The sequence below is a fragment of the Flagellimonas marina genome (assembly GCF_042651185.1).
In the GTDB taxonomy this organism is placed as follows: Bacteria; Bacteroidota; Bacteroidia; order Flavobacteriales; family Flavobacteriaceae; genus Flagellimonas; species Flagellimonas marina.
Map to the genome: position 1 here is coordinate 250719 of NZ_JBHSCL010000002.1, position 14938 is coordinate 265656.

The window sequence follows — 14938 nt, forward strand, 5'->3', positions numbered from 1 at the left end:
TTACTATCTTAAATCCTGTTTAGAAATTCCAAGCTACAAAGCCTTCCTTAAAGACGTTGTAAATGTAATCCGCCTCAAAAAGAAGGATGAATATTAAATAGCAGACCAAGAATATTGGGGTCCAAACTATTGCTCTTCTCAAGGAACTCTTCTCATCACGCAAGTGCATAAAGTCCCACGCAATGTAATAGGCCTTCACCAATGTAAGGATAATGAATATCCAGTTCAAGAGCTTCATGCCTATGAAATAGTTGTGCGTTAAAAACCGTGGTTTGGTGATACCTAAAGCAACTTCAACAGCCGTTACAATGGAAAGGAATATCAACACACCCCAAATTTTCTGGGTGTTCGACTTAAACTTTACCAGTCCTCTAAAAATCTCAAGTTTATGCTCGTGTGCCATTTATCTAATCAATGTTTTTATACCAAATAAAAGAATGTAAATACGAATACCCATACCAAATCCACAAAGTGCCAGTACAGACCCACTTTCTCCACCATTTCATAATGTCCTCTGCGCTCGTAGGTACCGAGAATAACATTAAAGAATATGATTACGTTGATCACTACTCCAGAGAATACGTGGAATCCGTGGAACCCTGTGATAAAGAAGAAAAAATCTGCGAAAAGGCGGCTACCGTATTCATTATGGATAAGGTTTGCACCTTCAACGACTTGTGAGGCGTCCAATAATTTGGCCAAAGATTCTTCCCTGTTCAAAAGGGTTTTTTCACCTTCTTCATTGATTGTTTCAGTTCGGATAAGAATATTTGGTGTAGTCTTGAATCCTTCCACCACCTCATTCAAGGAGAATGAAGTTTTGTACCCTTCTTGCTCAAACCAAATGCCCTCGCTCTTCAAATGTTTTATCCGTTCTTCTGGAAGTGTAGTGGCAAAATCAGCCAATGCCGCTCTTTCACCAGTCTCTGCATTTACAAATTGTAGGATACGACCTCCTTTGGTTTCAACCGCTCCAAAATCTCCTTTAATAAAGGTAGCCCATTCCCATGCTTGTGAACCAACGAAAATGGCACCTCCAATAATGGTCAGGAACATGTAGAGAATAACACTGTTTTGTTTCATTTTATGTCCTGCATCCACAGCCAATACCATGGTCACGGAAGACATAATCAAAATAAAGGTCATAAAGGCCACATAGTACATGGGGTAATTTCCATGGAAAAAGGGTACGTGGGTAAATACCTCATCGGCAATGGGCCAAGTCTCAATGAACTTAAACCTGGAAAAGCCGTACGACACCAAAAACCCAGAAAAGGTCAAGGCATCCGAGACAATAAAAAACCACATCATCATTTTTCCATAGCTAGCGCCGAGTGGTCTATTTCCGCCTCCCCAAACGCTGTCTTCTGTACCGGTAGTAACCGTTGTATCCATATAAAAAGGTCGTTTTAGTAAAACTTTCACAAATTTACACCTTTTGACGTATTCAAAAAGATAAACTTGAATGAAAACTTGTTGAACAAAGATTTATTTCACGAAATACATAAATAGTATTAAGTATACCCAAAGAAAATCCAAAAAATGCCAAAAGGTGGCCCCCAATTCCATCCCCAACATATCACCCGGCATATATTTTCCCCGCATTTGCTGTACCAAGACCACTAAAAGCGATATCAAGCCCGCTACAACATGGGCAATGTGCACCGCTGCAATTAAAAACACATAGGACATTTTAATATTACTGGTAGGCCCTGTAAAGTAGTAGCCGTTTTCCAGCATCTGAGAAAATCCATTGAACTGAAGTACAATAAAGGATATTCCCAAAACTAAAGTGACCAGCAAAAAGATAGTCCCCATTTTCTGGTCGTTTCTACTCACATACTTTTTGGCGATAAAATAGGTGATACTGCTCAGGATAATTATTGCCGTGCTAATGAAAAAAGCTTGGGGCAATTCCAAATCGCTGATCCAATCATCCCTTTTGCTGCTCACAATATAGGCGCTGGTCCAACCGGCAAACCCCATGATAAGACTAACAATGCCAAACCAGAGCATCATCTTCTTCGCCCTTTTGTTCTTTTCCTCTGCTGTTCCTTGGGTTAAATCCATTTTATGAAATAAACTTGTCTACTACGTAGATTATTTGAATCAATGATATATAAGTGACACTGGCCAACATTAAACGTCTTGCCGTGCGGTTTTCCTGTTTTTCGTAAAGCCTGAATGCGAAAAAGAGCATTACCAGGCCCGCTAAAAGTACTAGTATTGCTGCTGGAATGGACAGGCTCAACCTTCCCGTAATGCCAAAAGCTGGAATAACGGAAATGACAATCATCCAAATGGTGTAGAGAATAACCTGCATGGCCGTTCCCTTGTCCTTTTTTCCAGTGGGCAGCATTTTAAACCCTGCTCTTTTATAATCTTCGTCCAACATCCAGCCCAGTGCCCAGAAATGAGGAAATTGCCAAAAAAATTGAATCATGAAAAGGGTTCCAGGCTCAATGCCAAAATCGTCCGTGGCAGCCACCCAGCCCAACATAAAGGGAATAGCACCTGGAAAAGCTCCTACAAAAACGGATAATGGCGTCTTTGTCTTTAAGGGGGTGTACACACTGGTATACAGAAAAATGGATATGGCACCGAACATTGCGGTCTTGGGACTTAGGGCAAATAGTGCGACTACCCCAAGAACGGTAAGTACAATAGCTATGGTCAGCGCCGTTTTAACCGACATTCGCCCTGAGGGTATGGGTCGGTTTTTGGTTCGGTTCATCAAGGCGTCCAAATCCTTCTCAATAACCTGATTGAAGGCATTGGAGGCCCCAACCATACAATATCCACCAAAAGTCAAGAGCAAAAGGGAAACTGCATTGATCTGGTAAGCGCCCAAAAAATATCCGGCGATGGATGAAAACACCACACTAATGGCCAGCTTGGCCTTGGTGATCTCCTTAAAATCGGAAAATAGTAAGGAAAGGGACGTATTTTTAACGGAACCTACAGCAGATTTCATCCACACATATAATTGGCTGGCAAAGATAATGTCAGCCTACATCTTATCCAACCAAATACAAGGTTTTATGATAGTTATGAAATATATACATAAAAAAAGCCCTGATGTTTCTATCAGGGCTTTTCCCATTCCTGCCTCAACAGGAATTTATAATTCTTTTACTGAAGCTTAAATGTAATTGGAATACTGAAAGGTACTTTTACAGCTCTACCTCTTTGTTTTCCGGGGGTCATTTTTGGCAATTTCTTGATAATACGCATTGCTTCTGCTTCCAAGTTTTTATCCGGTCCACGCATTCTAATATTTCCGATACTTCCATCTTTTTGGATAACGAAAATTACGTTTACCCTTCCCTGAACTCCCATTTCTTGGGCGATTTCTGGATATTGGAAGTTTTTACGGATATGCTTTTGCATCATTTCCTGAAAACATGCTTTTTTATCACTGGCTCCCTCACAACCGGGAAAAACAGGTACATCTTCAATAACAGCAAATGGAACTGAAATATCTTCCTCAACTTCTTCCACCACTACTTCTTCTATTTCAACAACCTCTTCCTCTTGACTGGTCTCGGTGGATTCTATTACGGTTTCCTCAACTTCCTCTTCATCCTCAACAACCTCGATAACCTCAGGTGCTGCAGGTGGTGGCGGTGGTGGTGGAGTTTTTATTTGTTCGGTCATTGGCACTTCTTCGTCCAGCTGATCCTCAACGTTAAGGGCAATATCATAATCGTTTGCCTTGTCATATTTTTTCCATTCCATGGCTCCATACACCAATGCCAAAACAGCTGCCAGCCCTACAACAAAATAGAGTGAACTGTTTCTTCCTACATCAGCTTTTGGATTCTTCTTTGGTTCCATCTTTTTGAATTTAGTGTTCGCTAATTTAATTATTAATTCGTTAAATAAGCAATTAAAATTTCCATTTTAACGGCCTTTTCTTGGAAAAAAGCCATTGAACTAGGCCAATTCCTACAAATGCTCCTAAAGAATTTGCAAAAACATCGCCCAATTCGGCCATTCTATCGTCTGTAAGTGTATATTGTAAAACCTCAATAAGTATGCCATACCCAATAGCTGAAAGCAAAACGTAGACAATTGTTTTACCCAATTTTAAATGGCCGCGGGTACGTTCCCTTACAAAAAAACATCCTAAAAACGTAAAGACCATGTAAAATACAAAGTGCGTCATTTTATCCGCATAGGGGATGTTTAACTTTCCGGTATCCAAATCCATATCGGAAAAAGAAAATAAGCTGAGCGTTGTTATGAACATCACCCAGCTTATAAATAATAAGGTATATCTGTGTTTTTTAAGCACCAATCAATGCCTTGTAATCCGCGTCACTCATTAAGTCGTCAACCTCAGAAGCGTCGCTCATTTTGATTTTGATCATCCAGCCTTCACCATACGGGTCGGTATTGACCTTTTCTGGTTCATCTTCCAAGGCTTCGTTGAACTCAATGATCTCACCACTCAGTGGCAAAAAAAGGTCCGAAACCGTCTTAACGGCCTCAACTGTTCCAAAAACCTCCTCTTTATCCAAGGTTTCATCCACGGTTTCCACTTCCACATACACAATATCACCCAATTCTCCTTGGGCAAAATCTGTTATTCCTACAGTTGCAATGTCTCCGTCGATCTTGACCCATTCATGGTCTTTGGTGTACTTTAGTTCGGATGGTATGTTCATTTGTCAAAGTTTGAAATTAGTCGATGGACAAATGTAACGGATCATGGTTTGGTTTTCAAACAAAGCTTCCAATTAAATTTGGGACAAATTCAGAGTCAACCCCGGTTAATTGCCAAAGTTGTACCTTAAGGTAAAACCTGTATTGATCGTGGTTTGCGGAAACGCTGTGGAAACCGCGAACTTGGAGAAGGAATGGTCGTAGAAAAATAGGGCATTCAAGCTTTTGCTCAAGGCATAATCCGCTGTAAACTTTAAGGAAACCAATTGTTGCCCGGATGTTATTTGGTTGTTGTCAATATCCAAGTTGCGGATAATGGTGATGTTATCACGAAGTGATAGATCGGCCTTTAGGTTTAAATCTCCCTTCAAGCGTGTTTTTTCGCCCCCAATATTGGTCACGAACTTTACATCTTTAAAGCGATATCCCAAGCCCAATGTGTATTCCTTACCGTTGATCTCGGTTAGCAAATTGTTGTCAAAACTGAGCGAGAGGGTTCTATCCGTTCTTATCTCAGCCAAGAAACTAAAGGAATTGGCCATTTCAAAGTCAACCCGCATCAATGGGTTGAATTGGTCGGTCAATACCACATTATTAATAATGTTGTCTGGCAATACATCTCCAGTTTCAGGATCTGTGGCAGTATTTCTTTTTTCCAAATTGGTTTGGAAGGAGTTGATGGAATACGCCGCGCGGTATCCATGGCTCAATGAAAAACGCTTGAATTTCTTTCGGAACCACTTGTTTTTCATCAATCCCGTGTATTTAATGTTCCAGTTTGGAATAGGAATTTGCCTGAAGGCATCCAGATTCACCCGGTTCACATCCTGACCTGTATAGGCTGCAAAGAATGCAGGAAGCAACACCTCTTGCTGGGTTTTTCCATAGCGCTCTGGAAATCCATCCTCATCTAGGGTACCTGGACTTTCCCCTCTATCGGCAACAAGTCTGTTGGCTATGGTTAGTCGGTTTTGTTTAAAGGTCTCAAAAGTTTCGGAATCAAACTCATCACTCTTGCTGAAAATGGTCCCGATCATGATGGTTGAAATACTGAAATTTCCGAAGGTATTGCCCAACAAGGTCTCATATTCCAATTGTCCACCCCCTAAATCATTCACCCTAAAGTTTTCCTGGTAGCTATTGGTCAATTGGCGGTCGGCGGTCAAGTCTATGGTAATATCCTGGGTAGGTTGCGCCGTAGCTGTAATGTTCAATTGTTTGGTTGAATTTTGCATATACTGCGAGTTGAACTCAGGGAAGGTCGTCAACCATCCATTACGGGCCGCTTCAAACCGAACATCGGCCTGGCTACCGAATACAAACCCTAAAGTGGGACGCGTTGTTCCAATAAATCCGATGGACTGGGTATATCCCGGTAAGACCTTACCACGGTTCTCGCTATAATTTATGTTCACGCGTTTTACCATGGTCAACACATCTACCAAGGTATTGAACCCTTTACTGGTCTTCTTGGGTGCGTTGCCATCCGCATCATTGGCAGGGTTACCCGCTTTGTCCCTTCTGATGGCCGCTTGGTTCGCCGTAACCTTTCCATCTCGCTTCTTCAAACCCAAATAGTCGTAGAGGCGTTGCATACTCATATTGGCGGTAATATTGTGGGTGCTGGCATTTTGCACCGTATTGATTTGGGCATTGGGGTCGTTCAATGCTTCCTGTACCACTTCAGCCAGTGCGTCACCACCACGTTGCCAGTCGAAATTACTGGTATAGGTGTATTGGGCATTGATGAAATTCAAGAACGGAAACTTACTGAACGGCAATTCATAGTTCAATTGCATTTGTTGGGCATGACGGTTGGGCTCCCCAACATCAAAAAAACCTGCCCATAAGTCCAATGTCTCGTCAATACCCGAGTCTGGATCATCATCCATATTGAAATAATTCCGAACAATATTATTATTGGATCCTGTCAAATTCAATCGCAAGGATTTGCTCAGGCTATAATTCAAGGTGTACTGCCAATTGAAGAGATAATTACGCTGCTGTAACAACGGTAATTCCAACAAATCGGCATTGTTATCATTTGAAACCGAACGAAATCTTTGTTGATTGAAGGAACGAAGGTAGTTTGCATTTACTGACAAACTAGTAGGCAAAGCATTAAAATTCAAATCCTTGAGCCATTGCCAATATTTGCTCATAAAAAGAGAATCCTTCTTGGCAAAAGGGGCCACGGGTGCCGGTTTAAAATTGTGGTTGTACACAAACCCGGTGTTCACATTTTGATCCCGAAGGTCAGCTACTTCAAAATCCCTGTGATTGGTTTCATTATAGGAATAGTTAAAGGTGAAGTTTTCCACGTCAAAGAAGTTGGCCTCAGCCTCTTCACCTCTGTTTTTTCGGACCCCAATCAGGTTGATGCTTGTTCGTTTGGTATAATCCTCAGCTCTTTTTCTTGTGTCTTCAGCCTCCTCTGGAGTTGGAGCTGCTGCAATGAGATCTTCCAATTTTAGGTCGTCATAAACAGGATCGAACTCAGGAGTGATCAAGGTTTCCGATATACCATAGTTGAATGGCAATTGTAGATTCCATTTCTTCGGAAACAATTGCCCCACATTTACATTGGTGACCACATCGTAGGAAATGGCGTCTTCCCTAGACCGCTCATTGGGCATTTGGTCAATGGACCCAAACCCAGAAGTACTTTTGCTTCCCGTGGCCGAAACATTGGCAAAATCAGCCATGTTGGCATCCAATGCAGCAATAGCGGCCCATCCCCCGTTATTGTCCAATCCGGCCAAGCGTAGCTCGTTGAACCAAACCTCACCTCTAGCCGGCAAATCGTCAATGTTCTTGATTCCGACCATCATCCCCCGGATACTTCCCAAGGATGGGTTTCCTCGAATTCCTATCCGCACCCTTCCTAAAGTCCTAGGCGAAAATTCATCCACAGGAACCACTTCGCCATCCACTATCTCATAGTAGTTGATTTGGTTCAGTGTCTGCTCGGCAATACCTCTCGATTTTACCTTGTTCAAATCATCCAAAGCAATGTCAATTTGGTTGACATCCGGCCAAATCTGGTCTGCTGATGTAACATTGAACGGCGTAAACTGAAGCGGTAATTCTATCTGATAAAAGTTTTCCGAAAAGTCGGTTCCAATTCTCAAGAAACCAACCAAAGGCGTATCATCATCGGAATAATCCCCACTTAATATTTTCTCCGCGTGCATGAACATTTTTATCCGCTGATATTGACGTACATCAATGTTCACATTTTTGAAAACCCCTCGCGAATCTTCAGATTCAAGATTTTCCACCACAAAAGACAAGGATTGTTCGTTCTGGCGGATAATGGTGTTATTGTTGTTCAACTGCTCCCGCACAACTCCTGGAGGCAGTACATAAGGAATTGGCTGACGTCCAAAGTTCTCTTCAATGTTCACGGTGTTCACATCGGTTACGGTACCATCATCCGATGGGTCATTGTCAACATCGGGCTGCAAAGACCTGGTATACGTACGCCAATCACCACGAACCAAATCCAAAGTGGCAAAACGAAGCACTACGTCATCTGAAAATCCGGTGAGGTACATCCGCATAAAGCTAATGGACCTAAAGTCGGTTATTCCGCCCACGGCATCTGTAAAATCACTTAATGGAATTTTATACTGAATCCATCTTCTGTTCAATTGGGTACCATTGGGCAATGAAGGAGTTTGTCCTTCGCGGATATCCGTTACATATTTGTCATTGATCGTTGTATTGGGCTTGATTTCGATACGGTACTCGTAATAACTGTTCACCGTGTTCATCGTCAAATCCCGGTCAATATCCTCGACATCGGGCAAAGTTGTGGAACCTCTATTGGTATTGGTCACGGCCACAGGCGAGTTTCCATCGGTATTGTTAAAATCTGAATATCGTTGTAAAATACCTCCGTCCCTATTTAAATAATATTGATAGTTATCCAAGGCAGGATCTTCCGCAGGACCATTATAAATGGCTTGCTCCGCAGCATCATCCAATCCGTCCAAACCAACATCCTGTGCAGTTCGGTTGGTTTCATCAGCATCAAAAGCATATACCAATGATTGGGTTGAGGGAACCTGACCCCAGATTGTAGGTCGCGGTATTTCATTGTTGGTACTTGCCGGCAATCCATTTTCGTATTGCTTACGGCCATCGCGTAGAATATCTTCGGAAATGTTCCCTAGGTTCAACACCAATTCTCCTGCATTGGCATCAGTGGTCTCACCATCCACATAAGGGTCTAGCACCCAAAACTGCACAAATTCAACATTGGATTGTTCAAAGTTGGTACTGCTCAAGGGACGCATAATACCGGCCCATTTGGCATCTGGTGTCTCCGTTTCAAAACTGGGATTGGCATTATAGGGCCCTTTTTGATTGGGGTAATAGACAATATCCAAGGTACTCTGCACTTGTGTTTGCCCTTGGGCGATATCTGTTTCTGTAAAGACCTCGTCAATGAACACCCTACGGGTGGAATTCAACGAAATATCATTATCGGATAGTCCTGCTGGTCTCTGATTGGTATAAAAAATAGGGTCTATGGTATACCAAGCCATTTTGGCCCGTTCGTATCCTACGTCGATATCGGTTCGGTCCTGAATAAATTCAACTGGCGGGCTCGCCAAGGTCCATCCCAGCGACGAACGGATATCAATCAATGCCTGTGCGCCTTCAAAATCATCCAAATAGGTAGTGGTCTCTCCTTGGAAATCTGCATTCTTCGGTGAGTTCGGCTTCAAAAATGCCACCTCACCTCTTAATGACAGGTTCGATGGTACGTCGGTATCAATGTTGGGCAATTTATTGGCCAATCGGGTCAAAAAGGGCATTTCGGTACTGAAGTTTCCATTCAAACCAAAAATGGTATTGTTCACAGGTTCGATTCCGTAGTTGGATTTTTGGGTTAGTGGTCGCTCGTTCAGGTTGAGAAGCGTTCCACCCAGCACAAAATTTTCATTGAACTGGTGTTCCACATTTATTCCGGTAAACCTTCGGGTCTGCTGTCCGAAAACAGCATTGTTCTCCACGGAAATGTTGATGGGCGTATTGGAGGCTTGTAAGCTGGGGTCCAAAATCTGAACGGTCCCCGCCTGATAGTTCACGGTATAATCAATCCCTTCCTGAAGTTGACGCCCACCGGCCGTTACTCTTACCGAACCTCTTGGAACGTTAAAGGCACCGATAGGGATACCGTTGTTTCCTTGAGATTTGTATCGACCTTTTATCTGGAATCGGTTCTTTTCGGCATCTTGTAACGAAGCTGCTTTGGTCTTGGCGTACATGTTTCTGAACACGTACCGCTGTTGGTTGGCGTTATAGCCTTGATCATTCTCAACATCATAGGTTCCACCGCCCAATTGCTCGAACAAATATTCCCCGAAAGGCTCCACTTTGGTAAAGATGATACGTCCTGATTGGGGATCTACCGTAATACCGGGCACATAGTCAAAGAAGCCATCCCCACCGGGTTGCACATCATTGTAGACATTTAGGCGGTCTAGGTTGAAAACGTTGATTAAAATTCGGTCTTCCAAACCATCGGGCCACCCTGCATTGGGATCAACAGGAGTAATATAGTTCCGTGGAGTGGGATCGGAATAAAGAATATTCAACTTAAAATCCTCTTCACTCAACTGAAAAGCTCCAGTGGCGTAGATGTTCTTCATCATCAAATCCCAAATGGGATCTTCCACATTGGTGATATTGCTCTTCAAAAGTTTTAGAATAAGGGTATTGTTCTCAATAATGGGATTTACACCGCCTGAAACGGTTGTGGCATCCACACCACCATTGGCAAATTCCCCAACTTGGTAAACATCGCCATTGAAGGTGTACTGAAACGCAACCCCCAACACCTCATCATTGCTCAAACGCTGGTTCAAGGAGATATACCCTAATTGGGAATCGAATTGGTAGTCCCGCCCCTGTTCCAATTTTCGCGCATTTTCCAAAATGGCGTAATCAAAACCTTGGTTTACCGGATACCCTGGAATATTGAAACCAGCTTCCACGGTGGCTATGTCACGAATGGAAGGGGTCAGTGCCCCGGAACCAATTTGGTTAGGGTTATAGTCGTTGGCCGCATTTTGGGGAAGCCCGGTAGCAATGGCCGCCGGGTTAAAAAATCCTGCTGGGTCCCCATTGTTTCTTCCGATTCGGGTTTTATCCGATAAAGCTTCACCCAAATCCTGAATGGCCACCACATTCCGTACGTTCAAGGTCTGCTGGTTACGGTTGGTCACCCATACTTCCAAACGGGTAATCTGTATTTGACTCCTTATGAAGGGGTAGTTTTGTAATGCTTGGTCATAATTGTCCCTAAAGTATTGGGCCAAAAAGAAGTGTTTGTCCTCATCATAATCCAAAGCGGTAAGAGCAAACTCATTTAAGGTTCCCCCACCCTGTGCTACAACGGTATTATTTTGGGAACGTTGCTCAGAAAAAACTGCGGTAACGGTGGTTTTTCCAAACTGCAATTGTGTCTTTACCCCAAAAAGGCTTTGTGCCCCGGTGATCAAGGAGCTGTTCAATGGCATATTTACGTTACCAATTTCAATTTTCTGAAGAATGTCATCCTCGGTTGGCGTGTAATCCAGTTTGACCAAATTTTGGAAATCAAAAGTGGCCTCGGTATCATAGTTGGCGGTTACTTGGAGCCGTTCGCCCACTTTTCCCAATAAGCTTAAACTGATTCTTTGGTCAAAATCGAAGGAAAGGTTGGTTCGGTTTCGTGGTGATAATGCTGGATTATCATTTTTTTGCCACAACACTCCTAAATCCATGGCCACAGAACCTTGTGGAATTACTTCAATGGTATTACCTCCAAAAATGGATTCAAAAAAGTTGCTGTTTACATAAAAATTGGGCAGTAGATTTTTTCGAGCTTCCTCACTTCCTTCCTTTCTACCGGTAAAGGCATCTATTTTTTCCTTGAAGTAGGATTTCATCCTTTCCTTTTCAACCAAATCATAGTACTGGTCTGGGGTAAGGATGAGCGGATAACTCACATTAAAATCGCCAATGCTCTCTGTGTAGATGTATTGATCGGTCTCTGGGTCGTAGGTATACTTGGCAACGATACTGTCTGGGTCATCCAATATCAAGCGACCAAGCGCTACGCCTGTCTGTACAGAATCTTGAGCCTGTTCATCGGTTTCCTGACCCATCATGGTGGTCACGGCAAAGAAACAAGTAAACAAGAAAATGTACTTAAAACTCGATGGTTTAAGCATTGGTTTTGCCCCTCTTTTCAAACTAGTTACAAATTTTTCAGCGCCAATTTAATAGTGTTCTCGACGCTAAGTGAAGGGTCTTGGGAAAGCACCTTGTCAACCACTTTTTCAGATTGTCTTCTGGTGAAACCAAGAACCTCTAAAGCAGATAACGCTTCTTCTTTACTTGTATTGTTTGATTGTGGGGAAACTTCTCCCATATCGTAGACTTTCAAAATCTTGTCCTTAAGGTCCAAGATTACGCGTTGGGCCGTCTTGGCCCCAATTCCCTTGATTGCCTGTATGGAAGCTACATCACCATTGGCAATGGCATCCCTCACTTCGGTTGGTGAGAGTGAGGATAACATGGTCCTCGCTATGCTGGACCCAACCCCTGAAACGGAAATGAGCAACCTAAATATCTCCCGTTCTGATCGCTCGGCAAAACCGAACAGTGTATGGGAGTCCTCCTTTACCAAAAGATGGGTGTACAAGTGAATGTTTTCGTCATCCTTCAGCAAGGAAAAGGTATGTAAGGAAATGTTTAAAAAGTACCCCACCCCATTGCACTCCACTATGGCATAGGTGGGATTCTTTTCTACCAATTTTCCTCTTAAATGGTTGATCATTGGGCTAACCTTTGGTCACTTTTATTTTGAAATTAGGATTCCATTCTGGCTTTTCGTCGTTTTTCCCGTTCTTGGGCATCGATTACTGCCACTGCGGCCATGTTTACCATTTCATCCACACTTGCACCCAACTGGATTATATGGGCCGCTCTGGGCAAACCTACCATAATGGGGCCTATGGAATCCGCTTCATGTAATCCTTTGAGCAATTTATAGGTAATGTTGGCCGATTCCAAATTAGGGAAAATCAATGTGTTCACTTTCTTTCCTGAAATTTTAGAAAAAGGAAAATTGTTGTTGCACAATTCTTGGCTCAAGGCAAAATCGGTCTGAATTTCACCATCAACGATCAAATCAGGATTTGTCTCATGAAGAATCTTAACCGCATCCCTCACCTTTTGGGCATGGGGGTGTCCTGAGGAGCCAAAATTGGCATAGGATAACATGGCCATAACCGGTTCAAAACCAAATGTCTTGGCCACATTGGCGGTCATTTGGGCGATTTCCGCCAATTCCTCGGCATTAGGATTGATATTGATGGAGGTATCCGCAAGAAAAAGCGGCCCTCTTTCTGTAATCATAATGTTTACTGTGGAAGCATTCTTAACTCCTTTGGCACGACCCAAGACTTCAAAAACCGGTTTTAGCACCCTTGGATATGCTCTCGAATATCCCGAAATCATTCCGTCAGCATCCCCTTCCTGAAGCATCATTGCACCAAAATAGTTTCGTTTGCCCATATTTACCCGGGCACTGTACTTGGTCTCTCCTTTTCGCTTTCGGATTTCCCAAAGTTTCAAAGCGTACTTTGTACGCATGGCACTGGTCTCATCCGATCGTGGGTCTATTATGGGCACTTCGGCATCAAAATCCAGCTCCTGCTTCAACTTTTCTATGGTCTCCTTATGCCCCAAAAGTATGGGCATGGCAATGCCTTCATCATGTACAATTTGTGCTGCTTTCAGAACATCCAACAGTTCCGCTTCGGCAAAAACAATGCGTTTTGGGTTCAGCTTGGCCCGGTTGTGCATCAATCGCACTACTTTGTTGTCGTTGCCTGATCTTTGATAGAGTTCTTCCTCATATTTTTCCCAATCTTGTATGGGGAACTTGGCCACACCACTTTCCATCGCAGCTTTGGCTACCGCAGGTGGAATTTTGGTTATCAACCGCGGATCAAATGGTTTTGGGATAATATACTCCTTCCCAAAAGCCAATCGGGTTGTATCATAAGCTATGTTTACCTGTTCCGGTACAGGCTCACGTGTTAGATCGGCCAATGCACGGACTGCTGCCATTTTCATTTCCTCATTGATTTTGGTGGCCCTAACATCCAATGCTCCTCTAAAAATAAAAGGGAAACCGAGTACATTGTTCACTTGATTGGGATGGTCGGAACGACCTGTAGCCATAATGACATCTTTACGGGTCTTCAGAGCCAGATCATAGGCAATTTCTGGATTTGGATTGGCCATGGCAAAAACTATCGGGTCGTCTGCCATGGACTTTAGCATTTTAGGTGTTACAATGTCGGCAATGGAAAGTCCAATAAACACATCGGCATCTTTCATGGCCTCTTCCAGTGTATCTATTTTTCTGTCTGTGGCAAATTCTTTCTTCTCTTCGCTCAGGTTGTCTCTATCGCTTCGGATAACCCCCTTACTGTCCAACATCACAATGTTTTCTGCCTTTGCCCCAAACGCTTTATATAATTTTGTGCAAGACACGGCTGCTGCTCCGGCTCCACTGACCACTATTCTGACCTCATCCATCTTTTGGTCGGTCAACTCCAAAGCATTCAACAGAGCTGCTGCGGAAATTATGGCTGTCCCATGTTGGTCATCGTGCATCACGGGAATATCCAATTCCTCCTTTAAACGACGTTCAATTTCAAATGCTTCGGGAGCTTTAATATCTTCCAAATTGATTCCCCCAAACGTTGGGGCAATGGTCTTTACGGTTTCTATGAACTTATCGACATCTTCGGTATCCAATTCAATATCAATTCCATCGATATCCGCAAAAATCTTAAAGAGCAGGCTTTTTCCTTCCATTACCGGTTTGGATGCTTCCGGCCCAATATTGCCCAGCCCCAAAACAGCAGTTCCATTAGAAATTACGGCAACAATGTTTCCCTTGGCGGTGTATTTGTAGACATCGTCTTTGTTTTTTTCAATTTCCAGACAGGGCTCGGCAACCCCTGGAGAGTAGGCCAATGCCAAATCTCTTTGCGTTGAATAGGGTTTGGTTGGCACTATCTTTATCTTTCCTGGTTGTGGCTTGGCGTGATAAAGCAACGCCTCTCTTCTTTGCTTTTCCTTACTCATATAGTAGCTAATGAAAGGGTAAAGGTAGGGCATTCGTTGGTTTTAGGGTAATACCATAAACACCAATTTTGATAGAAAAGTGAAACCTCAAACAAATTATAGGGCC

At 43.1% G+C, this 14938-nt stretch carries 10 protein-coding genes; all 10 read right to left on the reverse strand.

Annotated features, from left to right (window positions below; genetic code table 11):
- Positions 1 to 19: 19 nt before the first annotated feature.
- Entirely contained in the window at positions 20 to 403 is a 384-nt protein-coding gene (locus ACFOWS_RS01310; RefSeq protein ID WP_366584988.1) for a cytochrome C oxidase subunit IV family protein, read from the reverse strand.
- Positions 404 to 420: 17 nt separating this feature from the next.
- A complete protein-coding gene (locus tag ACFOWS_RS01315; protein ID WP_379762124.1) occupies positions 421 to 1395 on the reverse strand; it encodes a cytochrome c oxidase subunit 3 in 975 nt (324 codons plus the stop codon).
- A gap of 93 nt (positions 1396 to 1488) precedes the next feature.
- Entirely contained in the window at positions 1489 to 2070 is a 582-nt protein-coding gene (locus ACFOWS_RS01320; protein ID WP_379762125.1) for a cytochrome c oxidase subunit 3, read from the reverse strand.
- A 1-nt stretch (position 2071) separates the two neighbouring features.
- Positions 2072 to 2974, reverse strand: a complete 903-nt coding sequence (cyoE, locus tag ACFOWS_RS01325) for a heme o synthase (protein ID WP_379762126.1) — start codon at positions 2972 to 2974, stop codon at positions 2072 to 2074.
- 158 nt (positions 2975 to 3132) lie between these two features.
- Complete coding sequence (locus tag ACFOWS_RS01330) at positions 3133 to 3837, reverse strand: energy transducer TonB (RefSeq protein WP_366584996.1); 705 nt, start codon at positions 3835 to 3837, stop codon at positions 3133 to 3135.
- Positions 3838 to 3889: 52 nt separating this feature from the next.
- Positions 3890 to 4252: a VanZ family protein gene (locus tag ACFOWS_RS01335; RefSeq protein WP_379762127.1), complete on the reverse strand. Its 363-nt coding sequence runs from the start codon at positions 4250 to 4252 to the stop codon at positions 3890 to 3892.
- Between the two features lie 37 nt (positions 4253 to 4289).
- A complete protein-coding gene (gene gcvH / locus ACFOWS_RS01340; protein WP_366585000.1) occupies positions 4290 to 4670 on the reverse strand; it encodes a glycine cleavage system protein GcvH in 381 nt (126 codons plus the stop codon).
- A gap of 105 nt (positions 4671 to 4775) precedes the next feature.
- Positions 4776 to 11918, reverse strand: a complete 7143-nt coding sequence (sov, locus tag ACFOWS_RS01345; RefSeq protein WP_379762128.1) for a T9SS outer membrane translocon Sov/SprA — start codon at positions 11916 to 11918, stop codon at positions 4776 to 4778.
- Positions 11919 to 11923: 5 nt separating this feature from the next.
- Positions 11924 to 12505: a Holliday junction branch migration protein RuvA gene (ruvA, locus tag ACFOWS_RS01350; protein WP_379762129.1), complete on the reverse strand. Its 582-nt coding sequence runs from the start codon at positions 12503 to 12505 to the stop codon at positions 11924 to 11926.
- A gap of 32 nt (positions 12506 to 12537) precedes the next feature.
- The gene (locus tag ACFOWS_RS01355) at positions 12538 to 14832 is read right to left on the reverse strand and encodes an NADP-dependent malic enzyme (RefSeq protein ID WP_379762322.1); all 2295 of its coding nucleotides are present in this window, start codon (positions 14830 to 14832) and stop codon (positions 12538 to 12540) included.
- Positions 14833 to 14938: the final 106 nt, after the last annotated feature.

Coding starts and splice junctions, on each gene's coding strand:
- ACFOWS_RS01315 (WP_379762124.1), bottom strand. CDS start 1,395: ATGGATACAACGGTTACTACCGGTACAGAAGACAGCGTTTGGGGAGGC.
- gcvH (WP_366585000.1), bottom strand. CDS start 4,670: ATGAACATACCATCCGAACTAAAGTACACCAAAGACCATGAATGGGTC.
- ACFOWS_RS01330 (WP_366584996.1), bottom strand. CDS start 3,837: ATGGAACCAAAGAAGAATCCAAAAGCTGATGTAGGAAGAAACAGTTCA.
- ACFOWS_RS01310 (WP_366584988.1), bottom strand. CDS start 403: ATGGCACACGAGCATAAACTTGAGATTTTTAGAGGACTGGTAAAGTTT.
- ruvA (WP_379762129.1), bottom strand. CDS start 12,505: ATGATCAACCATTTAAGAGGAAAATTGGTAGAAAAGAATCCCACCTAT.
- ACFOWS_RS01355 (WP_379762322.1), bottom strand. CDS start 14,832: ATGAGTAAGGAAAAGCAAAGAAGAGAGGCGTTGCTTTATCACGCCAAG.
- ACFOWS_RS01335 (WP_379762127.1), bottom strand. CDS start 4,252: ATGTTCATAACAACGCTCAGCTTATTTTCTTTTTCCGATATGGATTTG.
- cyoE (WP_379762126.1), bottom strand. CDS start 2,974: ATGAAATCTGCTGTAGGTTCCGTTAAAAATACGTCCCTTTCCTTACTA.
- ACFOWS_RS01320 (WP_379762125.1), bottom strand. CDS start 2,070: ATGGATTTAACCCAAGGAACAGCAGAGGAAAAGAACAAAAGGGCGAAG.